Source organism: Flavobacterium calami, from assembly GCF_038290035.1.
Taxonomy (GTDB): Bacteria; Bacteroidota; Bacteroidia; order Flavobacteriales; family Flavobacteriaceae; genus Flavobacterium; species Flavobacterium calami.
On the sequence record NZ_JBBYHS010000005.1, the window covers coordinates 76148 to 102020 of the forward strand.

Genomic DNA, 25873 nt, shown 5'->3' on the forward strand with positions numbered 1-25873 from the left:
TGAAAATAATCGAAAGAAACGTAATTTAGCACCAAAAATAAACAGATGCTTTATCTATACAATTTACTCGTCATCATTGCTGGTTTTTTCCTTAAAATAGCAGCGTTTTTTAGTCCAAAAATGAAACTTTTTGTAAATGGACGAAAAAATGTTTTTGCCATTTTAAAAGAAAAAATAAAACCTGAAGATAAAACAATCTGGTTTCATTCGGCTTCACTGGGTGAATACGAACAGGGGCTGCCGGTAATTGAAAAAATCAAAGAAAAATACCCGACACATAAAATCATTGTAACTTTCTTCTCACCATCCGGCTATGAAGTTCGTAAAAACAATAACATCGCCGATGTAACCATTTACCTGCCGCTTGACACCAAAAGCAACGCTAAAGAATTTTTAAAATTAGCACATCCGGAATTAGCATTTTTCATCAAATATGAATTTTGGCTTAATTATTTAGAAGAATTAAAAAAGCAAAAAACACCTGTTTATTTAATTTCCGGTATTTTCAGGGACAACCAAATGTTTTTTAAATGGTATGGGGGATTTTACAGAAAAGCATTAAAAACTTTTACTTATTTTTTTGTTCAGAATGAAGATTCCAAAAACAAAATAAAATCAATAGGATTTCACAACGTAATTGTTTCCGGAGACACCCGTTTTGATCGTGTAAATGCCATTTTAGAAAGAGACAATTCACTCAGTTTTATCGAAACTTTCAAAAACAATCATCCACTGATAGTCATTGGAAGTTCCTGGCCAAAAGACGAAACTCTATTAACAGAATATATCAATCAGGCTCCTTCTTCAGTAAAGTTTATTATAGCTCCGCACAACATAAAACCAGACCAAATTGAAAGTCTGAAAAATGCGATTACAAAAAAAACGATTTTGTTTTCCGAAAAAGAACACAAAGCTTTAGCTGAGTATAGTGTTTTCATTATTGATACCGTTGGATTACTAACTAAAATATACAGTTACGGAACTATTGCTTACGTAGGTGGCGGATTTGGAAATCCTGGTATTCACAATATTTTGGAACCCGCTACTTTTGGAATTCCAATTGTTATTGGCCCTAATTATTCAAAATTCGCTGAAGCAATTGAATTGGTAAACCTGAAAGGATGCATGGTTATTTCTAACCGAGAGGAACTAAAACAGACCTTTGACCGTCTGCTTTCTGACGAAAATTACCTAAGAGAAAAAGGAGAAATTTGCAGGTTATATATTCAGAACAACAAAGGGGCAACCAATACGATCATAAAATCCATTAATTGAAATACTAAATTGCCTAAATTAGATTTTACAAACTTCATTTTCTAAAAAAAACAACCGTAAAAGATTTTTCCGATAAAAAATAATCAATCAAAAAACAAAACAAAACACAAACAAACCAATTGAAATAGCCAAATCTTTTTTAAATATTCAACGAAACACAAAATTTACAAAAAAAACAACAATACGCTTCTTTTCAGTAGTTTTGGCACATTAATTGATAAATAAGAACATCGAGTGACGAAGGAAAATATTTTAAAAAAAAAATAAAAAAATATTTTACATATTAAAAAATTTATATCTTTGCCTCGAATTAATAATTAACCTTTTATAATAAAGTAAGATGAAAAAAGTATTTTTAAGTTTAGCTGTTGTTGCTGTTTTAACTGTTGTATCTTGTAAAAAAGCTGACGCTGCAGCTACTGAAGGAGCTGTAGATTCTACTGCTGCTGTTGTTGATTCTGCTGCTGCAACTGTTGATTCTGCTGCTGCAACTGTTGATTCTGCTGCTGCAACTGTAGATACTGCTGCTGCAAAAGTTGAAGAAGCTGCTAAAGAAGTAAAAAAATAATTAGAACCCAGTTCTAAAAATTTTAAAACCATCCAATGTGATGGTTTTTTTTTTATTACATTCTTAAAACACAAAAAAAAGCGTCTGCCATTTGCAAACGCTTTTTTTTATTCCATTTCATCCTCAACAGCTATCTCATCTTCAAAAACCAATTCATTGGAAGAGAAATCCAAAATCTCCGCTTTTGAAGCATAAGTCACAATCTCTTTTATCCCTTTCTGAAGAAGCAATTCTGTAGTGTATTTTCGACTCGTAGCAAAATGAATATCCCCCAGCATCAATTTAAAAAAATACTTCCCACCAGAACCTTTAAATTTTAAAAATTTTGCAAGCTCAATATTTGCTTTAAATTTTTCAATATCCTCTTCACACTCAAACCTCAATTCATAACTCAAACTTGTAAATATCACCTTCCCTTTCCTTGAAGTAAAAACAAATTTATACTCATCATTAAATCGCCTGCTGATTACAAAAGCCCCCATATTGATTGTTGATTGTTGATTGTTGATTGTTGATTGTTGATTGTTGATTGTTGATTGTTGATTCAACACTAACAACAAAATAAATTTACGGCGTAAATTTATTTTAATCAAATTTACACAATAAAAAAAGCCTCTTCTTTCGAAGAGGCTTTTGTACTCAGAGCGGGACTTGAACCCGCACGAACATTGCTGTTCACTGGATTTTAAGTCCAGCGTGTCTACCAATTTCACCATCCGAGCATTGTATGGTTTTGGAGCGAAAAACGGGGCTCGAACCCGCGACCTCGACCTTGGCAAGGTCGCGCTCTACCAACTGAGCTATTTTCGCATTTCAAATTCTATTTAAGAACTGCAACACTTAACTTGTTTCATATTGCGAGTGCAAATTTAGGACATTTATTCAATTACACAAGCGTTTTTTCAAAAAAAAATATACTTATTTTATAACGCTCTGATAACCTAAAGTTTAAATTTGAAAATTTTAAGAATTTTATTTTTTAACCAGCATCCTTTTGATCTCATTCAGTTTCATCAGAGCCTCTACCGGTGTAATAGCATTAATATCGAGGTTTAAAATCTCTTCTCTTATCTCTTCAAGCAAGGGATCATCCAAATTAAAGAAGCTCATTTGCATTTCATCGTTGGCTGATTTTATTCCATTCAGAGCATCACTCGAATGGTTCTTTTCTAATTTTTTCAAAAGTTTTTGTGCTTTCGTAATAACCAACTGAGGCATTCCTGCCATTTTAGCCACATGAATCCCGAAACTGTGCGCACTCCCGCCCTTCACCAGTTTTCGTACGAATAAAACAGTGTCTTTCAATTCTTTTACCGCCACATTAAAATTCTGGATTCTCAGCATCGATTCTGTCATCTCATTTAATTCATGGTAATGGGTTGCAAAAAGCGTTTTGGCTCTTCCCGGATGTTCATGCAAGAATTCAGCAATCGCCCATGCAATCGAGATTCCGTCGTAGGTACTGGTTCCACGTCCGATCTCATCTAACAACACCAAACTTCTTTCTGAAATATTATTCAAAATAGAAGCCGTTTCGTTCATTTCGACCATAAACGTAGACTCACCCATCGAAATATTATCTGAAGCTCCAACCCTTGTAAAAATTTTATCCACAATTCCCATTCTGACACTATCAGCAGGGACAAAACTTCCCATTTGAGCCAAAAGCACAATCAAAGCAGTTTGCCTTAAAATAGCCGACTTACCAGACATGTTTGGTCCGGTAATCATAATAATTTGCTGTGTTTCTCTATCTAAGAAAACGTCATTTGCAATATATGGCGTTCCAACAGGCAATTGTTTTTCGATTACAGGATGTCTTCCGTTTTTGATATCTAGTTCAAAAGTATCGTCAATTTCAGGACATACATATTGATTTTCGACAGCCATTTGCGTAAACGAACACAAACAGTCCAGCTGCGCAATCAAATAAGCATTCATCTGGACTGGCTTGATATAAGTTCCAATCCATGCTACCAACTGCTCGAAAAGATCTGTTTCAATTTTATAAATCCTCTCTTCCGCTCCTAAAATTTTAGTTTCATATTCTTTTAATTCTTCCGTAATATAACGTTCAGCATTTACCAGAGTCTGCTTACGAATCCATTCTTCCGGAACTTTATCTTTGTGTGTATTTCGAACTTCGATATAATATCCAAAAACATTATTAAAAGAAATTTTTAACGAAGAAATTCCAGTTCTCTCTGACTCTCTTTTTTCAATTCCTTCCAAAAATTCTTTCCCGGAAGTCGAAATAGCGCGTAATTCATCTAATTCCTGACTGATTCCCCCTGCAATTGCATTTCCTTTTGAAATGGCAACCGGCGCATCCTGGTTTAAAGTAGTTTTAATTTTTTCGCGGAGCAAATCACAAGCATGCAAACTGTCTCCGATAACTTTTACCGCTTCCTGAGGACTTTCGAGCGCAAGTGTTTTTATAGGAATAATGGCATCCAAAGACTCTTTCAAATAAACAATTTCACGGGGTGAAACCTTACCTGCTGCTATTTTAGAAATCAAACGTTCTAAATCCGAAATTTGCTTAATCTGATATTGAATATTATAAAGGATTTCAGGATTCGATTTCAGATAAGCCACAACTTCATGGCGCCCTTTTATTTTATTAGCATCTTTTAAAGGCAGTGCCAGCCATCGCTTTAACAAACGCCCTCCCATCGGAGAAAGTGTTTTATCAATAACATCTAAAAGTGTAACCGCATTCGGATTATAACTATGATACAATTCTAAATTTCGGATAGTAAAACGATCCATCCAAACATAAGCATCTTCTGCAATACGCTGAATTGCCGTAATATGCTGAATACGATTATGCTGCGTCTCTGATAAATAATATAAAATTGCCCCGGAAGCAATAATCCCCTCTTTTAGCTCTTCAACTCCAAAACCTTTTAGAGAAACCGTTTGAAAATGTTTTGTCAAAGTTTCTAAAGCATAATCTTCTTTGTAAATCCAGTCTTCCAGATAAAAACTGTGAAAATCATCCCCAAAAGTATCCTTGAAATTGCTTTTATTATTTTTGGGTACCAGAACTTCACTTGGATTAAAATTCTGCAATAATTTATCAATGTATTCGGCATTTCCCTGAGCCGTTAAAAACTCCCCTGTAGACACGTCCAGAAAAGAAATTCCGATATTTTTATTAGCAAAATAAACTGAAGCTAAAAAATTATTTGTTTTTGACTGTAAAACCTCATCATTTAAGGAAACCCCAGGAGTTACGAGTTCTGTAACACCACGTTTCACAATAGTCTTTGTCATTTTCGGATCTTCGAGCTGATCACAGATCGCTACCCGGAGTCCGGCTTTTACTAATTTTGGCAGATAGGTATTAACAGAATGATGCGGAAAACCAGCCAAAGCTGTTTCGGTATCTGAACCTGCGCCTCTTTTGGTCAATGTAATCCCAAGGATTTTAGAGGCTCTGATAGCGTCTTCCCCGAAAGTTTCATAAAAATCCCCTACTCTGAAAAGCAAGCACGCATCAGGATATTTCGCCTTAATTTCATTATACTGTTTCATCAATGGTGTTTCTTTCACCACTTTCTCTTTCGCTGCCAAATTAATTATGTTTTAAATGAAAATTACGACAGCGAATTTAGGATATTTTGAAGGAATATCGCTGGTGTCAAAAATTAAAATATTTTAAGAAATTTTTAAGTGCAGATATGAGAATTTTACATAGATTTGTTTCATAATTAAAACAAAGACGCTTAAAAGATGAAAAAAATAATTTTATTCGCTATGTTAGCTGTAGCTGGTATTACAGCTTCTAACGCACAAAGTACAAAAAAAGCTAATACAGCAAAAGTTGCTAAAGTTCAGGGAGCAGGAATGGTTTTTGAAAACGAAACAATTGACTACGGAACTATCGCTTTTAAAGCTGATGGTAACCGCCAGTTTGTTTTTGTAAACAACGGAACAAAACCATTAATCATTACGAACACTCAGGGATCATGCGGTTGCACCGTGCCAAGTACTCCAAAAGAACCAATTGCTCCAGGTGCAAAAGGTGTAATTGGTGTAAAATATGCTACTGACAGACCGGGTGCATTTACAAAAACGGTAACGGTTACTTCTAATGCTGAAGGACAACCAACAAAAATCCTTACTATTAAAGGTACTGTTCTACCAGAACCGACAAAAAGCTAGTAAAAAAAACAATAAAAATATTCAAAAAGCTTCCTTAACTTTGGAAGCTTTTTTTATGACCTGAATTCAATCAAACGCAAATGAGAAAACTTGAAAATAGTGAGCTGGACAGAAAATCCATTGATGATTTTAAAAAATCTGAGAAAACACCCCTGATCTTAGTATTGGATGATATTCGCAGTTTACACAATATAGGATCTGTATTTAGAACTGCCGATGCTTTTTTAGTAGAAAAAATCATCTTATGCGGCATCACAGCTACTCCTCCGAATAAGGAAATACACAAAACAGCTCTTGGTGCGACTGAAACTGTGATCTGGGAACATCATGAAAATGTTTTGGAAGTAATTGAAAATCTAAAAAAAGAAAATGTATTAACTCTTGCTATCGAACAAGTAGAAAGTGCTGTTTTTCTTCAGGATTTTAAAGTAGAGAAAAATCAAAAATATGCATTGGTTTTCGGAAACGAAGTTTATGGAGTTGCTCAGGAAGCCGTAGCTATTTGTGATGGCTGCATTGAAATTCCACAGCTGGGAACCAAACATTCATTAAATATATCAGTTAGTGCCGGAATTGTAGTTTGGGATTTATTCAAGAAAATCAACTGGAATTTATGATTTATATACAAATTAGCACTTTTTAAACAAAAAAGTTTAATAGCAGTATTTATTTTAGAACTCTCTTAACTATTTCTACCAAAGGGTTTTAATGATAATGAATTGATCTCCTAGATGTATCTAAAAATAGTAATTTGATTAATTTTTATTGCAACAACAATCAACTAACCACTCTGAATTTAAGAAATGGAAAAGAGGTAAAAGATTTAATTTGAGAATTGGTCAATTAGAAAATGAGATAATTATCAAATTGGCACATTATTTAAATTACCCTTTGAATTTCATTCAGTATAAAGAGATAATCTTCGTGGTTTTTCACAAAATCACGATCAGAAACGTCGATTATCAGCACGTTTAAATCTGTTTGGGATTTAATATATTCTAAATAGCCGTTATTGATTTTATCCAAATATTCAGCAGAAATATTTTGCTCATAATTTCTCCCTCGCTTCTTAATATTCTGAAGTAATCTGTTTGTATTTTGATACAAATACACATACAGATCAGGCTTTGGCATTTCTTTATAAATAATATCAAATAAGTTGCGATACAAACGATATTCATCTTCAGCAAGTGTGATTTTAGCAAATATCAAAGACTTGAAAATATGATAATCTGCAATTACAAAATCTTTAAATAAATCAAATTGCGCCAAATCATCGGACAGTTGCTGATAACGATCTGCCAGAAAAGACATCTCCAGCGGAAAAGCATATCTGTTTTGATCCTTATAAAATTTTGGCAAAAACGGATTATCTGCAAAACGTTCCAAAACAGTTTTTGCATTAAAATCTTCAGCAATTTTTTGAACCAGAGTAGTTTTTCCAGCCCCTATATTTCCTTCAAAAGCAATGTAATTGAAGTGCTCTAACGGAATTTCCTGCAAGGGACTCTTCAACTCCTGAACCATTGTACAAACACTGTTGTCCGAAGTAATAGAAATTAACTCTGAAACTGTTTTCTGAAAAACGGGATGTTTCCAGTCTAACTCCAAATCCTTCATTGGCAGTAAAACAAAATTTCGGTTTTGCATTAATGGATGTGGAATCTGAAGTTTTTCCGATTCGATAATTTCATCGTCATAAGCAATCAAATCAACATCAATAATTCGGGATTGGTATCCTTGCTGATCAGAACGAATTCTTCCCAGTTTTTTTTCAACTTTTAAAGCCTGACTGAGTATTTTCTGTGCTGAAGAAAAACTATGCAGCAGCAATGCACAATTGTAAAAAGCATCGCTTTCGAATCCCCACGCAGGCGTCTCGTATAATTTTGAAACCCGGATTACGGTTCCCACTTCCTGATGTATCAAATTAATACAACTTTGAATGTTTTCTAACCGATTTCCCTGATTGCTTCCTATAGATAAAACGACCTGATGCTGTGATTTCATAATTATGCAAATTAACTAAAACTATTTTAGAATTAACAATATATTTGTGATACAGGTTCTGGCTACGATTTAAAATCGCTTATCAAAATCTGTAACGAAACATTTGTTTTTGCTACTTATTAAAAAAATATACTTATGAAATTTCTAGGAAATGTAGTTGCCACTGTAATTGGTATTTTTGTTTTTATCATGCTGTTCTTTTTTGGAATAATCCTGATTGGAGCTATTTTTGGAGGTGATGACAGCGTTACTGTCAAAGCTGATTCGGTTATTGAACTGGATTTAAAAGACATCAAAAATGATTATGCCGGAAAATACAAAGACCCCTGGGTTGGTGTTTTTTCTGATCAAAAAGAGATTGGACTTACTGATGTTATCAATGCTATTGAAGCAGCAAAAACTGACGATAAAATCAAAGGGATCTCCATATTAAATGACGAATCATCGTTAGGACTGGCACAGTATAAAGATTTAAGAAATGCGCTGGAAAGCTTCAAAAAATCAGGAAAATTTGTCTGGGCTTACGCCAATATGTATACCCAAAAAGAATATTATCTGAACTCGGTAGCCAATACTGTTTATCTGAATCCGGCAGGAGATCTGGATTTTAAAGGACTTTCATCAGAAGTAATGTTTTTTAAAGATTTTCAGGAAAAATCAGGTATTCACATGGAAGTTATCCGCCATGGAAAATATAAAAGTGCTGTTGAGCCTTTTCTTGAAAATAAAATGAGCGAAGCCAACAGAGAGCAAATAACAGCTCTTTTAAATTCTATTTGGGCAACTGTTGTGACCGATATTTCGAAAAGCCGTAATATTCCGGTTACCAAACTAAACGAAATCGCAAACGGATTACTGGCAAGAACTCCAGAAATGGCAAAAGCCCAGCATCTGGTTGACCTTGTTGCCTATGAAGATGAATATCACAACGCCATCAAAAAAGCCTTAAAAGTAAAAGGAGATGACGATTATAATAAAATTTCGATTTCAGATTACACTCAAAATAATATCACTACCGCTTTAGCCAACACGGTAACCGATCAGATTGCCATTATCTACGCTCAGGGCGAAATTGGAAGCGGTGAAGGCGATGTTAATCAAATTGGTGAAGGTTCTATGAGACGATCTTTGCAGGAAGCCAGAAAAAATGAGGATGTAAAAGCGATTGTTTTAAGAATTGACAGCCCGGGCGGAAGTGCCCTGACCTCTGATTTGATCTGGAGAGAAATTGAAATTACTAAAAAGGTAAAACCTGTTGTAGTTTCTATGGGTAATTATGCTGCATCAGGAGGGTATTACATTGCCTGCAACGCTAATAAAATTTTTGCCGAAAAAAACACAATCACAGGATCAATCGGGGTATTTGGTGTTCTGCCGAATTTTAGTCCGTTGGCAAATAAATTAGGAATCAATACAGAGCAGGTAGAAACACATGAAAACTCAGCTAACTACAGCCCGTTTGTACCTGTTGATGAAAAATTCAAAGCTTTTACATTAGAAAGTGTTGAGCACATTTACAAGACTTTTGTAACCCACGTTGCAGAAGGCCGAAAAATGACTTTTGCTCAGGTAGATGAGATTGCTCAGGGAAGAGTATGGTCTGGTAGCGAAGCTTTAAAAATTGGTTTGGTAGACAAAATTGGAGGATTAAATGATGCCATTGCTGAAGCTGCCAAAATTGCCAAAATAAAATCGTACAGCACACAAAATTATCCTGAATACGATAAAACTTTAAACGACCTTTTGAACGGATTACCTTTTGCGAAATCAAAAGAATCATTTATAAAAGAAGAAATTGGTGAGGAAAATTATATTCTTATCGAACACATCAAAAGACTTCAAAAATTAAAGGGCGCTCAGGCCATAATGCCTTACAGTATCAGTATCAAATAATCTCAGGAAATGAATAAAATAATTCTTCTTCTAACCGTTTTTATTCTAAGCTTTGTAAATGCTCAGGATAAAAAAGAATTCACTTTTAAGGAATCGCCGGCTGTATTAAAAATAAACACCGACCAGTTACTCGGCACGCTGACAATGCCTGATGTATCCAAAAAATGCCCGGTAGCTTTAATCATTGCCGGTTCAGGCCCAACAGACAGAAACGGTAATAACCCGATGATGAAAAACAATTCGCTAAAAATGCTTGCTGAAGCTTTAGCGAAACACGGAATTGCTTCATTACGTTTTGACAAAAGAGGAATTGGTGAAAGCAAACCCGCGGCCAATTCGGAATCGGGTCTGGTTTTTGAAAATTATACGGAAGATGCAAAAAGCTGGATAAACTTCTTAAAACAAGACAAACGTTTTTCTAAAGTAGTTGTAATCGGACATAGTGAAGGATCCCTAATCGGAATGATTGCCGGAGCAAAAGCAGACAAATTTGTTTCGATTGCAGGAGCCGGAGACAGTGCTGATAAAATTTTAAAAGCACAAATTTCTTCCAAAGGAATGAAACAGATTGAAGACATGACGTTTCCTATTATTGACAGTCTGAAGAGTGGCAAAACAGTAAAGAATGTTGACCCCATGCTCAATTCGCTTTTTAGACCAAGCGTTCAGCCCTATTTAATTTCATGGTTTAAATACAATCCACAGACAGAAATTAAAAAATTAAATCTTCCTGTTTTGATTATTCAGGGAACAAAAGATTTACAAGTAACAGTAAAAGATGCGGACAATTTATCCAAAGCCAATACCAATTCTGAATTACTGATTATAGACAACATGAACCATATCATGAAAATTATCGAAGGAGACCAGCAGGCAAATTTAGAAAGCTACAACAACGAAACCCTGCCCATTTCTGAAACGCTGACTTCCAAAATAGTCTCATTTATCCAGAAATAACAATAAAAATTAAACTGAATCCGTTTGAAATAGTAAACTCAAACGGATTTTTTTATTGATTTTATCAAAAAATTACCAAAAAGCTCCGGTATAAAAAGCTATTTTTGCTACAGTCATTTATCATTTTTTTGTCTATTCAAACCCCAAATATTAAATAGTTATGTCAAAGAAAATTTTAAAAATCACAGGAATTGTACTCGTAGTTTTGGTTGCTGCCTTATTTGCTGTTCCTTATCTTTTCAAGGATCAGATCAAAGCTAAAATTGCTGAGGCAATCAATAAAAGTGTCGATGCAAAAGTAAGTTTTGCAGATGCTGATTTAAGTTTGTTCAAAAACTTTCCAAATGCTAATGTCTCGATTGAAAAGCTTGTTATTATCAACAAAGCACCTTTTGAAGGCGACACTCTGGTTTCATTGGGAGAGCTGAATTTAAAAATGAGTATCAAAGAACTTTTTAAAGGAAAAGAAGAACCTTTGAACATTGAGGGAATCAGTTCTCAAAACGGTTTAATTAATATTATTTTCAATAAAGACGGAATTGGAAACTTTGATATTGCTTTGAAAGATGAAAAAGAAACCAAATCAGAAGGCAAAAGCGATCCTCTTTCGTTAAAAATACAGAACTATAAAATTGAAAATTTCACTTTCAGATATATCGATCAGGGTTCTAAAATAAAAATGGTTATCGACAGTCTGAATCACGAAGGAACAGGAGATTTTACCAATTCTAAACTGGATTTAAACACAAAAACGACAGCGAACGTATCTTTGGACATGGATAAAATGAATTATCTTAAAAATGTAAAACTGACTTTGGATGCTGTTTTAGGAATTGATCTGGAGAAAAGTAAATATACTTTTAAAGAGAACAAAGCTTTAATCAATCAGTTGCCTTTAGAATTTGACGGATTTATTCAAATGGCAGAAAAAGCTCAGATTTATGATTTAAAATTTAAAACACCAACCTCATCGTTTACCAATTTCTTAGGTCTGATTCCTTCGGCTTATGCAGCAAGTCTTGAAGGTGTAAAAACAACCGGAGATTTTACTGTTGCTGGTTTTGCAAAAGGAGAATTAACAGACACAACGGTTCCGAAATTTAATATAGAAATAGCATCCAATAATTCTTCTTTTCAATATCCGAACTTACCAAAATCGGTTCAGAATATCGTAATTGACACCAAAATCATCAATGAAACAGGGATTTTAAACGATACTTACGTAAATCTGGACAAACTTTCATTTAGAATCGATCAGGATGTTTTTAGCGCCAAAGCGAATATTAAAAACATAACCGTAAATCCTATTGTTGAGGCTGCTTTAAAAGGAACCATCAATCTGGCAAACCTTTCAAAAGCGTATCCAATTAAACTGGATAAGCCTTTAGCAGGTATCCTGAAAGCTGATGTAACAACAAATTTTGATATGGCATCGGTAGAAAAAAGCCAATACCAAAATATCAAAAATGCGGGAACAATGAGCCTGTCCGGATTTAAGTATACGGATGAGAATAACAAATCAATGAATATCAGTACTGCGGTAGTTGAGTTTAACCCTAGCAAAATCAACTTAAAACAGTTTAATGCCACTACCGGAAAAAGTGATATTGCTATTAACGGAATCTTAGAGAATTTCTATGGTTTTATGTTTAAAAAGCAGGAACTGAAAGGAAACTTCAACATGAGTTCAAACCAATTGGCAGTTGATGACTTTATGACTACAGGAGAACCTGCAAAAACTACAACAGCAAGCGGAGAAGAAAAAACCGAAACAAAAGCAGCTGCAAAACCTGCTGAAGCGATGAAAATCCCTGCATTTTTAAATTGTACTTTGAATGCAAAAGCAAACACTGTTTTATATGACAATTTAAAACTGACTGCCGTTTCCGGAAAATTAATCATAAAGGATGAAAAAGCTACTTTAGAAAACTTTAAAACTTCTGTTTTTGGAGGAACAATCGGTTTGACCGGTACAGTTTCGACAAAAACTAAAGTACCAACCTTTGATATGAATTTAGGATTTAATCAGGTAGATATTGCGCAGACTTTTACCCAATTGGATATGATGAAAAAAATTGCACCAATTGCGGGAATTATTAATGGTAAACTGAATTCGACAATCAAATTAAACGGAAATTTAGATGCCAATGAATTAACTCCAAACCTAACGTCACTTTCTGGAGATTTATTAGGACAATTACTTTCGACTACCGTAAATGCAAAAAATTCGACTTTACTAAATGCTTTAGGTTCAAACATTAAATTTATCGATATGAACAAGGTAAATCTGAACGACATAAAAGCTGCCGTTACTTTTGATAACGGAAAAGTAAATGTAAAACCTTTTGACATCAAATATCAGGACATTAAAATTACAGTTGGCGGAACTCACGGTTTTGACCAAACAATGAATTATAATTTAAAACTAGATGTTCCTGCAAAATATTTAGGTACAGAAGCCAATGCTTTTCTTTCTAAACTTTCTCCGGCTGATGCTGCTAAATTGCAAAATATACCGATTTCAGGTGTAATTACAGGTAATTTTACAAATCCAAAAGTGGCATTAGACACTAAAGCAGCGATTAACAATCTTACCAATCAGGTTGTGAGTCAGCAAAAGGAAAAACTTACCCAAAAAGGTACAACAGCGCTTACTGATTTGCTTAATAAAAACACCAAATCAAAAGACACCACCAAAACCGCTACTGAAAGCAAGCCAAAAACTAATGAAGAAGTCAAAACAAAAGCAAGTGAATTACTGAATGGCTTGTTTAAGAAGAAATAAATAACACAAAAGGTCAATCTTACCCGGATTGACCTTTTGTTTTTTAAATCGCTTTAGAATATACCCGTGATCTTCCACTGCTTAAAATAGAGTCGAAGGTTTTAAAATAATCTTTTTTCGAATAATTATTTATATCTATTCCTACGCTGTTATTGGCGTAAGGTTCATATTTTTTTAAATCAGAAACAGAGAATAATCCCGCTGTTGGCGTATGAACAGCACTGGATAAATGCATTATTCCGCTATCTGCGCCTATAAACAAATCAGCATTTGCAATTACAGAGCCTATTTCACGAACGTTTTTGCTGTAAAATGACGGTGCTTTAAACCCAATCTGCGAAACATTTTCTATGGGCAGAATTTCGATGATATTATAATTTTCATATTCCGATTTTAATCCCTCGTAAAAATCCTCCCACCAGGATGTAGACAAACATTTTGCGCCTGTTGCGTAAGTAAACACACAGATTGTTTTTTTATCGTTGTCAGTAGTCAGACTATTTAATTTTTTATTTCCTTCAGCAACTTCCAGAGGAGTCAGTTTAAGATCTAAAGGAGCAATGCATTCCTCTCTTTTTTCGAAACCTAGCTTAGTCAGATAATCCCTAAAATGATAAATTGGATATTTGGCAATATGCGCATAATCCCCGTAATATAAGTTAGCAGAAAAAGGGATGTCTCCAAAAAACTTAAATTTAGAATTAGAAAATTTTGTAGCCAGACGACCAGAGGAAGAACGATGATCTACATTTATCGCAATATCATATTTGTATTTTTTCAAAGAAATCCAAACAGAAAAATATTTAAATAAATTTCTAAAAGGCTTTTTTGGCAGCTCGATTATCCTGTCTACAGAACTGTAATTTTCGAAGATAATAGGTGCTAAACCACCTTTTACAAACAAATCTATTTTACAATTGGGAAATGTTTTTTCGAGTTCCTGCACAAAAGGGGTAATCAGTAAAAGATTTCCTAATCTCGCGTTTGGTCTGCAGATTATAACTCTTTTAATTTCATCCTTATTCACCAAAGTAATACCTTCTTCCTGACTGGTTTTCCCGATATTCCTGGTTAGACCGTGCATGAAGGCACGCCTCAAAACATTTATTTTACTTAATATTCCCATTTTATAAATAATTAAACGATTGTAAAAAACGAACCCTTTTGTACTCACAAAATTAAATTCTAATTTTGGCTGAAATTAGAATTTTGCAATAAGTAATGATTATAAAATTGTAATGAAATGTTTCAATATTACCATATTAAACATTTAATTATCAAATATTTAAAGATATAAAAAAATGCTTTGTAAAATTACAAAGCATTTTTTTATTAGTCGACCCCTCCTAAAAACTATACTAAAATCGTAACAACGTATCCTTCAGACCCTCTGACATTAAAAACAGTTCCGTTTTCAAAAATCAGATACTGGCCTTTAATTCCGGTGAGTTTACCGCTAAACGATGGTGTTTTATCTAAATTCAAACTTGTCACTTTTGCAGGATAAATCAAAACCGGATAATTTAATTCGTATAAATCGTTTTTTTGATTATAAAAATATTCTTTTGTTTCTTCCGGAATCAGATTTTCAATTTTAACCTTTTCAGCAACCAGATCGAAAGTCTCAGTTGTATGCTGAAGCATTTTTCTCCAATTGGTTTTATCTGTGTAATAATTTTTTAAGGCTACCTCGGTAATTCCTGCCAAATATCGATTCGGAACCTCAACCACAGCAATTGCCTGACTTGCTCCCTGGTCTATCCATCTGGTTGGCACTTGTGTTTTACGGGTTACTCCTACTTTTATTTCGCTGGTTACAGCCAAATAAACCACATGAGGCTGTAACTGCACTTTTTGTTCGTATTCTAAGTCGCGGTCTGCGATTCCTAAATGCGCCGTACTTAGCTCAGGTCTCATAATCCAATCTCCGACAGCCGGGCTTGAATAAAAACAATCGTAGCAAAATCCCTGACGAAATATTTTTTTCTTTTTACAGCAATTCAAACACTGGTAACCTGCAAAATTGATTTCGATTTCCTTATTCAGTAACTGATTCATGTTTAGAAAACTATCTTCAAAAACCAGATAATATTGAATTGGATCACCGATTTCGGTCTGCATTTTGGTAAGTACTCCTTCGTATGTCATAAGATTGTTTGTATTGCTGCTTTTGATAATTTAAGGCTTGTCTGGATTATAAATTTTAACATTATAAATCATTTTTTCAAGCGGAATCTTTATTCTAAATAAATTGTTTTTTGCAAAAAAACACTATTTTTGAATAGCTACAAAGTTACGTTTTGTCTGTTGATATTCAAATTTTAAATTTCCGGCATTTACATTAATAGTAAAAATTGATAATTTAAAAATCTAAATTCTTAAATAAATTCTTCATGCCTTTATCCATAATAAATTCTTTTGCTTCCTGGGTTCTCAAACAAAGAATACATCAAATTGAACTTTTTTTAAAATACCCAAACGAAGTTCAGGAAGAACTGCTGCATAATTTATTGACAGCTTCAGAAAATACGATTATTGGAAAACAATATGATTTTGCATCGATCAACTCTTATAAAACTTTTGCAGAAAGAGTTCCGGTTTCGGGGTATGAAGAATTACAGCCGCTAATTGAACGCACACGTCAGGGAGAACAGGGCGTTTTTTGGGAAAGTCCAATAAAATGGTTTGCAAAATCCAGCGGAACCACTAATGCCAAAAGTAAGTTTATACCCGTAAGCAACGAAGCCCTCGAGGACTGCCATTACAAAGGCAGCAAGGATTTGCTTTGTATGTATTTAAATAATAATGAGGATTCGGAATTGTTTGTCGGGAAAAGCCTTCGACTGGGAGGAAGTTCTCAGATTTACGAAAACAACAATACTTTCTTTGGCGATTTATCGGCTATTTTGATAGAAAATATGCCAATTTGGGCCGAGTTCAGCAGCACCCCAAGCAGCAAGACTTCGCTGATGAGTGAATGGGAAACTAAAATTGCTGCCATTATCAACGAAACCAAAAACGAAAATGTAACCAGTTTTGCAGGCGTTCCGTCGTGGATGCTGGTTTTGATGAACAGGGTTTTGGAAGACACAGGAAAAGGAAACTTACTGGAACTTTGGCCAAATCTGGAAGTGTATTTTCACGGAGGCGTGAGCTTTTCTCCTTACAAAGAACAATACAAGAAAATCCTGCCAAGCAAGGATTTTAAATATTACGAAATATATAATGCCTCTGAAGGCTTTTTTGCTATTCAGGATCTGAATAATTCGAGCGATTTATTGCTGATGCTGGATTACGGAATCTTCTACGAATTTATTCCGATGGATACTTTTGATACTCCAAACCAAAAAGTAATTCGTTTGGCAGATGTGGAACTGAATAAAAACTACGCCATTGTTATTACTACCAATTCCGGATTATGGCGATATTTAATTGGCGATACCGTGCGCTTTACCTCATTAAATCCATATAGAATTCGTGTTACAGGAAGAACCAAACATCATATTAATGTTTTTGGTGAAGAATTAATGGTCGAAAATACCGATCAGGCGATTGCCAAAGCTTGCGAAATCACCCAAACTGAAGTTATTGATTATACCGTTGCCCCTATTTTTATGCAAGACAAAGAGAAAGGCGCACACGAATGGATGATCGAATTCAAACAAAAGCCTGCTGATGTTGGGCTTTTCCAAAAAGTGCTTGATGAAACGTTACAGACTTTAAACTCTGATTACGAAGCGAAGCGTTACAATAATATGACTTTAAACCCTTTGGTGATTAATGTTGCCCGTGAAAATTTATTTTACGACTGGCTGAAAGAAAGAGACAAATTAGGCGGACAGCATAAAATTCCTAGACTTTCGAATCAGAGGGATTATTTGGAGCAGTTGAAGGAGATGTAGAGTTTCACAATTCTAAAAGTGATTTTTACGAATTAACAAGAATCGATTTAATATACTTCCAAACGTTAGTTGATTAATGTAATCAACATATTTTATTTCTTTTAAGAAAGATTTTTAAAAAACACCCATATGAAAATTGTAAAAAAATTAATGTTTTTGTCTTTAATATTCGTAGCAAATGTTAGTTTTAGTCAGAACATTTTCAAAAATGAAAGTATTGGATTTAGTATTGAAGAACCTGAAAAATGGATAAAAGCAAAAGAAGGTCAAACTATTGAAAATTTAAAAAGCAACATAAAATTAGATGAGAAAGTTGTTGCGAAATTATTAGAACAAAACAAAGGAACAATTCAAGTTGTTACTTATTTCAAATATCCAATCGAAACAACAGCTGGAATTATACCCACTATAAAAGTCAACTTAAGAAGTAATCCGCATAAAAATTTTTCTGATTTTAGAAAAAGTATTGAAGAAAGTTTTATTGGTATTAAAAAAGTTTTTACTGATTTTAAATATACTAATGAACCTACGGAAAGTGTAGTTGACGGCAAAAAATGTATAACTGCCACTTGTATTTACACACTAACTGGTAAAGGAGGAAGTGAAAAAGTTAAAATCAAAGTGTATGCTATTCCTATAAAAGACCAATTTTATCAAATTACATTAATGGACACTGAAGATGACAACAACACAGAGTTGTTTCAAAAAATTGTTAATACAATAGTGATTAAATAATAAACTGCAATGAACAATCTACTCTATCCATATTATTCTCTTAAATTATGGCTTGATTCGGTTATTTTTTTGGTTATTTCCTTTTCGCTGATTTTATTAACTTTATTTAACAGTAATCAACCTTTTGGAATTATATTAGCTTTTTTCTTAATTATTTTAACAAAAAATCGCGTACAGAAAACAATTAAAAATTTATATCGAAGTTTAAAAAATCAACCCGCAATTGAACTGACTGAAGCATATTTCTTCGATCATATAAATAACATTAAAATTTATTGGCACAATATTGACAAATTAAGTGTAATTTCAATCAGAGGAAATACCTATGCAAATTTTATTCTGAAAGATAAAAATGAATATGCCAAACAGTTAAATGGATTTCTTTCAAAAATTTTATTTAAACTCCCTGATCCTGAAGGAATCGCTACAAAAACCGAGATAAGTTTAGTTAAAGGAAGAAATGAAGATATTTACAATTCTATTTGTAAATTTAGAGAAGCTAAGAAACTCTAATAATTTATAAACCATTAATTCCACTAAGCCCGCATGAGGGATAGCAGTGGAAATCCTTTTTGTTTTTTCTTTAAAAACAAAAAGATTGCAACGAATAGCCCGACCCGCTTTTTCCGGCGGGGCATGCCCATAAAAAAACCTTAGGTCAAATGATTATGAACTAAGGTTTTTATTTTACTTTGTCAGGCTGAGCGGAGTCGAAGCCCTTTTGAGTTCTTAAGCCTTCGACTCCGCTCAGGATGACATTACGTTATTCTATTTTTTACATCATATCGATATATCGGTCGTGGTATCCTAATAAATACAACACACCATCAAGACCTAAACTAGAAATCGAATTTGAAGCGCTTTCTTTAACTTTTGGTTTGGCGTGAAAAGCGATTCCTAGACCGGCAAGGTTAATCATTGGCAAATCGTTGGCTCCGTCTCCAACCGCAATAGTTTGGTTGATGTGGATTCCTTCTTTTTCGGCAATGGCGGTCAGATATTCTGCTTTCTTGAGACCATCTACAATATCACCTATATATTTACCGGTTAATTTTCCGTCTTTAATTTCTAACTGATTGGCGTGCACATAATCGATACCCAGTTCTTTTTGCAGGTATTCTCCAAAATAAGTGAATCCCCCGGATAAAATTGCGGTTTTATAGCCGTAATATTTCAACGCTTTCATTAAACGATGTGCTCCTTTTGTGATCGGTAAATTTTCGGCCACTTTTTGTAAAACATCTTCGCTCAAACCTTCCAGCAAAGCCATACGCTTTTTGAAACTTTCGTTGAAATCAATTTCACCGTTCATAGCAGATTCTGTAATCGCTCTTACCTGCTCGCCTACTCCGTTTAGTTCGGCCAATTCGTCAATTACTTCTGTCTGAATTAAAGTTGAATCCATATCGAAGCAAACCAAACGTCTGTTTCGTCTGTAAATATTGTCTTCCTGAAACGAAATATCAACATCAAGCGTTCTTGAAATTGCCATAAAATTGGCGGTCATTTCGATCTTGTTTACAATTTCTCCGGTAACGGATAACTGGATGCACGAACGCGGATATTCTTCTTTTTCAACAACAGAAGTCCTTCCTGTTAATCTGATAATGGAGTTAATGTTCAGGTTTTGATCTGTCATTATTTTAGTCACAGCAGCCAACTGTACAGCCGTTAATTTTTCTCCCAAAATATTAATGATGTAACGCTGATTGGATTGTGATTTTACCCAGGTTTCGTAATCTTCGACAGAAATCGGAATGAATTTAACCTTTACTTCCAGTTCGTAAGCTTTAAACAAAAGGTCTTTTAAAACAGGTCCAGAACTTGAACCAGCTTCGATTTCGAATAAAATTCCTAAAGATAATGTGTCGTGAATATCAGCCTGACCTATGTCTAAAATAACGGCATCATAAGCCGCTAATACTGAAGTTAAACCTGCTGTAACCCCCGGTTTGTCGTGTCCTGAAACTTTTAATAAAATAATTTCCTTATCTTCTTTTGCCATTTTATCCTTATTGATTTAAGAAGCGACAAAAATCGGCAATCTATTGTTGATATAAAAGTAAATTGTTTGTTTTTATAACCAAAAAACACAAATCAATGTGCTTTTTCGAGTAATTTAACAATTATGTTCCGGTATTAAAATAACCTAACTTTTTCACTTATTTATTTGGTTCACTTACATCAAAATTCACCATCCAGCTTATACCGAATTTATCTTTGAACATTCCGAAATAGGCACCCCAAAAGGTTTTGTTCATCGGCATAAAAATAGTTCCTCCAGCTGAAAGTCCGTTGAAGATTCTGTCTGCTTCTGCTATACTTTCAACATTGACTGAAACTGAAAAGTTACCGCCAAAAGCTACGTCACCGGATTGTTCGTTGCTGTCGCTTCCCATCAAAATAGTATTTCCAATTGGAAGGGAAACGTGCATTATTCTGTTAGCGTCTTTTTCTGAAAATTCGGCACAGCCTCCGTCTTCTGCAGCCGGCATATCTTTAAATTTTCCGATATACGGAAATTCTCCTCCAAAAACTGATTTGTAAAACAGAAATGCCTCTTCGCAATTTCCGTTAAAAACTAAATAGGGATTTACTGATGTTGCCATGATTTGATATTTTTAATGTTTTTATATTTTTCCGTTGGATGAAATTAAAATAAGTGTCAGGCTGAGCGGAGTCGGAGCTCTTTTGAGTTCTTAAGCCTTCGACTCCACTCAGGATAACATCAATTCTTTACGTTATAAATGATGTTTTACTTCCTATTTTATACTTTAATTCATTTTTTAAATCAATTTCACCCAACGGGTTTTTATATTATTATTTTTATTGTCATTGCAATTGACATTGATTTTTGCAATTGACATTTGATATTTTTATTCCTCCGAAAGTTCCTTAACTGATTCTAATCCTTTTGGAAAAGCATCTTTAAAATAGTCAATATGCTTTTCGATTACATCCACATACGAAACCAGATCTGTAAATTCACCATCGGGAATTAAACGGTAAGTTTCCATATAACCGCTCCATTTTTCGGTTTCTTCGTTAAGAGGCTGTTCCTTGAAGTCTTTTATCTCTCCAATATGCTTAAAAGCCATATATTCATTTGGAACTTTCTTTTCGATAATACTATTCATCCCTTCTCCTCCGGGAGACATAAAATGTATTTTATCACCTTCATTCCAGTCACTTACTGCATAGGAACCTTCGCAAAAAGCGCCTGTCCATATTCTATACGTTTCATCATCCCATAAAACAGACCAGATTTTTTCCGGCGATGCTTTGATTCTGATTTTAAATTCTAATGTTTCCATAATTACGATAATTTACTAAAATCCATAAATAAGACACTCCATCGATGGCCGTCTAAATCTGCAAAACCACAACCGTACATCCAGCCCTGACTTTCTGCCGGAGGAGCAAAAACAGTTCCTCCAGCATCCTGTACTTTTTTGGCAAATTCTTCTACTTCTTGTCTGCTCTCGGCATCAATCGAAATCAAAACCTCAGAACCCGAATTAGTATCTGTAATACCGTTTTGTGAAAAACCTTCAAAAACCGATTCTTCAAAAAGCATCACTACAAAATGTCCTTCACCTACGATCATACAGGTAGAGTTTGGTGTATCATGTTGTTCATTGAACGAAAAACCTATTTTCCAGAAAAAATCTTTCGCCTTTGCCACATTTTTTACGGGCAGATTCAACCATATTTGTTTTGTCATTTTTTTTTGAATTTTGTTGGTTAGATATTTATTTATTTTTTACCATATAAGTGATATAAGTTCATTTAACTTTGGGCTTTAGTTTTACAATTGTCATCCTGAGCGGATTCGAAGGCTTATGAAAACGAGGGCTTCGACTAAGTTTATCCTGAGCGAAGCCGAATGGACTCAGACTAACATTGAGTTTTTAAATATTTTTTTTAACATATAATTTAAGCTAATCTTTGAACCTAATTAGCTTCTGCGTAATTTTTAAAATTATCCAGAATTGCCTGCCAGCCTGCACGCTGCATTTCTTCCGGGTTTTGGGTCTCAGGATCAAAACTTTCGATTATTTCAACTCCTTCACCGGTTTCAGTAAAAGTAATTTCAACCTTTCTGCCATCTGCCATTACATATTCAAGCGCTTCGTTTGGTTTTACCAAAGTAAATTCGCCTTCAAAGTCAAAACTCATACTGCCGTCTTTTGCCGCCATAGTCGATTTGAATTTTCCGCCTTCTCTTAAATCGGCTTCTGCATAAGGAGTGTGCCAGTCCGGAGACGCAAAGCTCCATTTTGTAATATGCTCCGGAGAATTCCAGAAATTCCAAACTTTTTCTATTGATGCCTTGATTGTTGCTTTTACTGTAATCATTTTGGTTTTTATTTAAATGTTTTATTGATTTTTAGCTGCGTTTATCCATTCGTTTATAATTTTTTCCAGTTCTGTTTTTCCATTTTCAATCTCCTGGCTGTTTTTAAAAGTTATGATGGCCCTGTCGTTTTCTTTCCAGACTAGCATTTTACTTTTATTGGCAATCAATTTATCTTTGGACTGCTCTTGTTTTTTTGCGCCTCTGTGAAAAATCAGTTGCACTTTTGTAGTTATGGGATGAATCCTCATTGTAAGTCTGTCTTCATTTTCAAAACAATAGTTGGGTGCATTCCATTTTATGTTTTCAGTCAGATCTTTATTTGATGCTAAAATGTAATCTCTCAATTCTTCAATTTCGTTTCTGAATGGATGATTGAGTTCATTCAGAAATTCAGTTACTACTTTACTTTTATTTGATTGCTTTACCATTTAATTTGCTTCAGCATATTTTTTAAAATTATCAATAACCCCTTGGCAGAATTCTTTTTGCTCACTTGCTGGATGGGCCTTTTCAGGTTCAAATATTTCTATAATTATCACTTTATCACCCTGACTTTCAAACTGAACACTTCCTGTTCTATTATCAACAAGCTGATATTCAATAACTAAAAATTTGTCAACTTTAGTATAAATCCCTTCATAATCAAAAGAAATAGTTCCGTCTTTTGTCGCAATTGTATACTTGAATTTACCTCCGGCCTTCACATCATTTTCTACAGCTGGCGTATGCCAGTCATCAGTAGGATTGTTCCATCTCTGAATATGTTTTGGAGTCGTCCAGAATTCCCAAACTTTTTCAATTTTTGCATTAACACTGGTTTGTACTGTTATCATATGAATACCTAGATTAAAGGATTAGCCTTCTTGCGGAATCTGGCTTTCATCCATACAGAAAATCTCCCAGTGATGTCCGTCTAAATCAAAAAAATCTCTTTGATACATCCAGCCATAATCTTTAGCTTCATTGTGTAGTTTACCGCCCGCCTGAATAACTGCTGTAATAATTTCATCCACCTTGTCCCTACTTTCAACAGAAATAGCGGCAATCATTTCTGTACTTGTTGTTGTATTGCAAATTTCTTTTTGAGTAAATGTTTTAAAAAATTCTTCTATCAAAAGCATGGCAAATATATTTTCACCAATTATCAGGCAGGTTCCTTTTTCATTTGTAAATTTTGGGTCAAAAGAAAAACCCAACTGTGTAAAAAATGCTATCGACTTATTTAAATCTTTTACAGCAAGATTTAAGAAAATTTTTGTTCCCATATTTATAAAATTACAAATTATCTGACACAAATTTAAAATTTCAAAACCAGCTTTAAACGACAATAAAAGTCAACTTTAGGGTCATTTGAGACAAAATATATATCTTCGTAATATTGAAAAATCAAAAATCATGAGTAAGAAAACAGGTTTAATTGTACCTCACGACTATAAATTATTGAGCATCGCTGCAATTTTAGAAGTTTTTGAAACAGCTAATAAATTAAGTAAGGAAGCTGAAAACCCTTTTGAAATAATTCTTTTTCAATCGGATGAGCAAATCAATGAAAAACATTTATTTGGTTATGAAGTAAATTCAATTGAGGATTCTGATGAAAATTTAGAACTCATTTTGATTCCGGCTTTTTCTACCGATGATATGAGTGAAATGATTAAGAAGAATCGAAAATTTATTCCGTGGCTTCAAAAACATCATCAATCCGGGGCCGAACTGGCCAGTTTTTGTACCGGTGCATTTTTATTTGCTGCTTCGGGCTTACTGAACGAAAAACTGGCGACCACGCACGTTGATGCCTGTAGTGCTTTTACAAAAGCTTTTCCGTTAGTAAAATTAAAACCCGAAGAAACACTCACCGCAGATGGAAGTTTATACACCAGCGGCGGCTCTACCTCAACGTTTCATCTATTAATCCTTTTGGTTCAGAAATATTGTGGAAACGAAATCGCTGTTCAGATTGCAAAAATATTTTCAATTGACTTAAACCGATACAAACAAAGCTATTTCAGTACTTTCAGACCCAATCATTTACATAATGACAGTTTGGTTGCCCGATTGCAGCAAAAAATTGAAAATGAATACAGTACAATAGAAACTTTAGAAGAAATCACCAAAGATATTCCGACAAGTACACGAAATATGACACGCCGTTTCAAACAGGTTACCGGAATTCCGCCTATCGAATATCTGCAAAATATAAGAGTGGAAAGTTCAAAAAAATACCTGGAACAAACCCAGCTTTCGATTTCAGAGATTATCGAAAAAACGGGTTACAATGACCCAAAAGCGTTTAGAAAAGTATTTTATAAAATGGTTGGAATGAAACCTATCGAATATCGCGAAAAATTTAGGGTTCAGTAATTTCAGGAGCAGAAATTATCCTTTTCAGAAGACGCCTTGTCCTGCTCTCCACTATATCTGTTGTTGCGAACCCCGCAACAACAGGATGCCGTTTCGATCAGGGCTAAACGAGAATATTCGTTTTCATAACATCAAAAACTTAGGACTTAATAATCCACATCAAAACTTTTTTGTTGGTTTTCAAAAGTTCGTCTATTTCTTTCATGCTTTCGTTAGAAACTGCGGGACAGCCCCAGCCCTCAGGAGTTCCCTCAGGAAAAACTTCATTGTCAGGAATTGCTTCCCAGGAATGTAATACTATAGCACGGTTTAGAGCATTAGAGTTCGATTTATCCTTTCCTTTTAAAATATAATTGACTTTAATTCCCCATTGACTTACTCCACGATCTAAAATCACATATTTACCCAACGAAGAACAATGCGAATCAAATTCATTGCTAATTGGTGCATCCTTTCTCGAAGAAGTCCTGCCCCATTCATTAGCACCACAGCCATGACTTACCATGTAGGATTTTGATATTTTTTTATCTTTAAAATTATATATAAAAAATCTTTTCAAACCTGAATGCACGCCTAAATCAATCAAAATGAATTTATCCTGATTCAGATTATTTACCTTGCAATATTGCTTCGCTTCTTTGTAATAATTGTCATAATTAATTTCAACTCTGGACTTTTCTTCTGAAATTATTTCGTTTATATCTCTATTTTCAGAAGTAATTGTTACTTTTTTTTCTTTATTACAAGAGAAAATTAAACTCATACAAATTATAAAAATCATTTTTTTCATATTGCAATTTACATAAAAAGACAAACGAAAAACAGATCGAAAAAAGCATAAAAAAAACCTGCTCAAA

Annotated in this window: 25 protein-coding genes and 2 tRNA genes; 11 read left to right on the top strand and 16 right to left on the bottom strand. The window is 34.1% G+C overall.

The genetic code is table 11. The features are described from left to right. The first annotated feature begins 45 nt into the window (after window positions 1-45). Together AAEO57_RS05680 and AAEO57_RS05685 are read left to right on the top strand one after the other, a co-directional pair. Window positions 46-1275: a 3-deoxy-D-manno-octulosonic acid transferase gene (locus tag AAEO57_RS05680; protein WP_341690408.1), complete on the top strand. Its 1230-nt coding sequence runs from the start codon at window positions 46-48 to the stop codon at window positions 1273-1275. Between the two features lie 340 nt (window positions 1276-1615). Beyond that, a complete protein-coding gene (locus AAEO57_RS05685) occupies window positions 1616-1843 on the top strand; it encodes a PG1828 family lipoprotein (protein ID WP_163408711.1) in 228 nt (75 codons plus the stop codon). A 107-nt stretch (window positions 1844-1950) separates the two neighbouring features. Here AAEO57_RS05685 and AAEO57_RS05690 read toward each other — a convergent pair whose 3' ends face one another. From AAEO57_RS05690 to mutS, 4 genes are all read right to left on the bottom strand, one after another. Next, on the bottom strand, window positions 1951-2325 hold the full coding sequence (locus AAEO57_RS05690; protein ID WP_341690723.1) for a DUF1508 domain-containing protein: 375 nt from the start codon (window positions 2323-2325) through the stop codon (window positions 1951-1953). A 154-nt stretch (window positions 2326-2479) separates the two neighbouring features. Beyond that, window positions 2480-2565 (bottom strand) — tRNA-Leu (locus tag AAEO57_RS05695). Between the two features lie 12 nt (window positions 2566-2577). Beyond that, window positions 2578-2653 (bottom strand) — tRNA-Gly (locus tag AAEO57_RS05700). A gap of 162 nt (window positions 2654-2815) precedes the next feature. After that, window positions 2816-5422: a DNA mismatch repair protein MutS gene (mutS, locus tag AAEO57_RS05705; RefSeq protein WP_341690412.1), complete on the bottom strand. Its 2607-nt coding sequence runs from the start codon at window positions 5420-5422 to the stop codon at window positions 2816-2818. Between the two features lie 159 nt (window positions 5423-5581). On the opposite strand from mutS, the gene AAEO57_RS05710 reads away from it, so the two are divergent. Further along, window positions 5582-6013 carry a DUF1573 domain-containing protein gene (locus tag AAEO57_RS05710; protein ID WP_341690414.1) on the top strand — a complete coding sequence of 144 codons (432 nt, stop codon included), beginning with the start codon at window positions 5582-5584 and terminating at the stop codon, window positions 6011-6013. 80 nt (window positions 6014-6093) lie between these two features. After that, entirely contained in the window at window positions 6094-6630 is a 537-nt protein-coding gene (locus tag AAEO57_RS05715; RefSeq protein ID WP_341690416.1) for an RNA methyltransferase, read from the top strand. 262 nt (window positions 6631-6892) lie between these two features. On the opposite strand, the gene folK is transcribed toward AAEO57_RS05715, so the two are convergent. Beyond that, complete coding sequence (gene folK, locus AAEO57_RS05720) at window positions 6893-8023, bottom strand: 2-amino-4-hydroxy-6-hydroxymethyldihydropteridine diphosphokinase (protein ID WP_341690418.1); 1131 nt, start codon at window positions 8021-8023, stop codon at window positions 6893-6895. A gap of 135 nt (window positions 8024-8158) precedes the next feature. On the opposite strand from folK, the gene sppA reads away from it, so the two are divergent. From sppA to AAEO57_RS05735, 3 genes are all read left to right on the top strand, one after another. Next, complete coding sequence (sppA, locus tag AAEO57_RS05725) at window positions 8159-9916, top strand: signal peptide peptidase SppA (protein ID WP_341690420.1); 1758 nt, start codon at window positions 8159-8161, stop codon at window positions 9914-9916. A gap of 9 nt (window positions 9917-9925) precedes the next feature. Further along, window positions 9926-10873 carry an alpha/beta hydrolase gene (locus tag AAEO57_RS05730; protein ID WP_341690422.1) on the top strand — a complete coding sequence of 316 codons (948 nt, stop codon included), beginning with the start codon at window positions 9926-9928 and terminating at the stop codon, window positions 10871-10873. Between the two features lie 160 nt (window positions 10874-11033). Then, window positions 11034-13658 (top strand): AsmA-like C-terminal region-containing protein, encoded by a 2625-nt coding sequence (locus tag AAEO57_RS05735; RefSeq protein WP_341690424.1) that lies wholly within the window; start codon window positions 11034-11036, stop codon window positions 13656-13658. 43 nt (window positions 13659-13701) lie between these two features. Here AAEO57_RS05735 and AAEO57_RS05740 read toward each other — a convergent pair whose 3' ends face one another. Next, complete coding sequence (locus AAEO57_RS05740) at window positions 13702-14784, bottom strand: glycosyltransferase family 9 protein (RefSeq protein WP_341690427.1); 1083 nt, start codon at window positions 14782-14784, stop codon at window positions 13702-13704. A gap of 227 nt (window positions 14785-15011) precedes the next feature. Continuing rightward, window positions 15012-15806, bottom strand: coding sequence for a DUF2797 domain-containing protein (locus AAEO57_RS05745; protein ID WP_341690429.1), 795 nt, complete (start codon window positions 15804-15806; stop codon window positions 15012-15014). Between the two features lie 245 nt (window positions 15807-16051). Here AAEO57_RS05745 and AAEO57_RS05750 point away from each other — a divergent pair, with 245 nt between their 5' ends. The 3 genes from AAEO57_RS05750 (at window position 16052) to AAEO57_RS05760 (ending at window position 18808) form a co-directional block, all read left to right on the top strand. Beyond that, window positions 16052-17560 (top strand): GH3 auxin-responsive promoter family protein, encoded by a 1509-nt coding sequence (locus AAEO57_RS05750; RefSeq protein ID WP_341690431.1) that lies wholly within the window; start codon window positions 16052-16054, stop codon window positions 17558-17560. Between the two features lie 129 nt (window positions 17561-17689). Further along, window positions 17690-18295: a hypothetical protein gene (locus AAEO57_RS05755; protein WP_341690434.1), complete on the top strand. Its 606-nt coding sequence runs from the start codon at window positions 17690-17692 to the stop codon at window positions 18293-18295. 69 nt (window positions 18296-18364) lie between these two features. Continuing rightward, window positions 18365-18808, top strand: coding sequence for a hypothetical protein (locus AAEO57_RS05760; RefSeq protein WP_341690436.1), 444 nt, complete (start codon window positions 18365-18367; stop codon window positions 18806-18808). A 262-nt stretch (window positions 18809-19070) separates the two neighbouring features. On the opposite strand, the gene serB is transcribed toward AAEO57_RS05760, so the two are convergent. The 8 genes from serB to AAEO57_RS05800 form a co-directional block, all read right to left on the bottom strand. Beyond that, window positions 19071-20300 carry a phosphoserine phosphatase SerB gene (gene serB, locus AAEO57_RS05765; protein WP_341690438.1) on the bottom strand — a complete coding sequence of 410 codons (1230 nt, stop codon included), beginning with the start codon at window positions 20298-20300 and terminating at the stop codon, window positions 19071-19073. A gap of 157 nt (window positions 20301-20457) precedes the next feature. Further along, entirely contained in the window at window positions 20458-20904 is a 447-nt protein-coding gene (locus AAEO57_RS05770; protein WP_341690440.1) for a VOC family protein, read from the bottom strand. Window positions 20905-21171: 267 nt separating this feature from the next. Continuing rightward, on the bottom strand, window positions 21172-21609 hold the full coding sequence (locus AAEO57_RS05775) for an SRPBCC domain-containing protein (RefSeq protein ID WP_341690442.1): 438 nt from the start codon (window positions 21607-21609) through the stop codon (window positions 21172-21174). 2 nt (window positions 21610-21611) lie between these two features. Next, a complete protein-coding gene (locus AAEO57_RS05780; RefSeq protein WP_341690444.1) occupies window positions 21612-22019 on the bottom strand; it encodes a VOC family protein in 408 nt (135 codons plus the stop codon). A gap of 230 nt (window positions 22020-22249) precedes the next feature. Continuing rightward, window positions 22250-22654 carry an SRPBCC family protein gene (locus tag AAEO57_RS05785; protein ID WP_341690446.1) on the bottom strand — a complete coding sequence of 135 codons (405 nt, stop codon included), beginning with the start codon at window positions 22652-22654 and terminating at the stop codon, window positions 22250-22252. 21 nt (window positions 22655-22675) lie between these two features. Continuing rightward, the gene (locus AAEO57_RS05790) at window positions 22676-23083 is read right to left on the bottom strand and encodes a DUF1801 domain-containing protein (protein ID WP_341690449.1); all 408 of its coding nucleotides are present in this window, start codon (window positions 23081-23083) and stop codon (window positions 22676-22678) included. Then, window positions 23084-23488 (bottom strand): SRPBCC domain-containing protein, encoded by a 405-nt coding sequence (locus tag AAEO57_RS05795; RefSeq protein ID WP_341690451.1) that lies wholly within the window; start codon window positions 23486-23488, stop codon window positions 23084-23086. A 21-nt stretch (window positions 23489-23509) separates the two neighbouring features. Further along, entirely contained in the window at window positions 23510-23920 is a 411-nt protein-coding gene (locus tag AAEO57_RS05800; RefSeq protein WP_341690453.1) for a VOC family protein, read from the bottom strand. A 130-nt stretch (window positions 23921-24050) separates the two neighbouring features. On the opposite strand from AAEO57_RS05800, the gene AAEO57_RS05805 reads away from it, so the two are divergent. After that, window positions 24051-25016 (top strand): GlxA family transcriptional regulator, encoded by a 966-nt coding sequence (locus tag AAEO57_RS05805; RefSeq protein WP_341690455.1) that lies wholly within the window; start codon window positions 24051-24053, stop codon window positions 25014-25016. Window positions 25017-25155: 139 nt separating this feature from the next. Here AAEO57_RS05805 and AAEO57_RS05810 read toward each other — a convergent pair whose 3' ends face one another. After that, on the bottom strand, window positions 25156-25779 hold the full coding sequence (locus tag AAEO57_RS05810) for a murein L,D-transpeptidase catalytic domain-containing protein (RefSeq protein ID WP_341690458.1): 624 nt from the start codon (window positions 25777-25779) through the stop codon (window positions 25156-25158). Window positions 25780-25873: the final 94 nt, after the last annotated feature.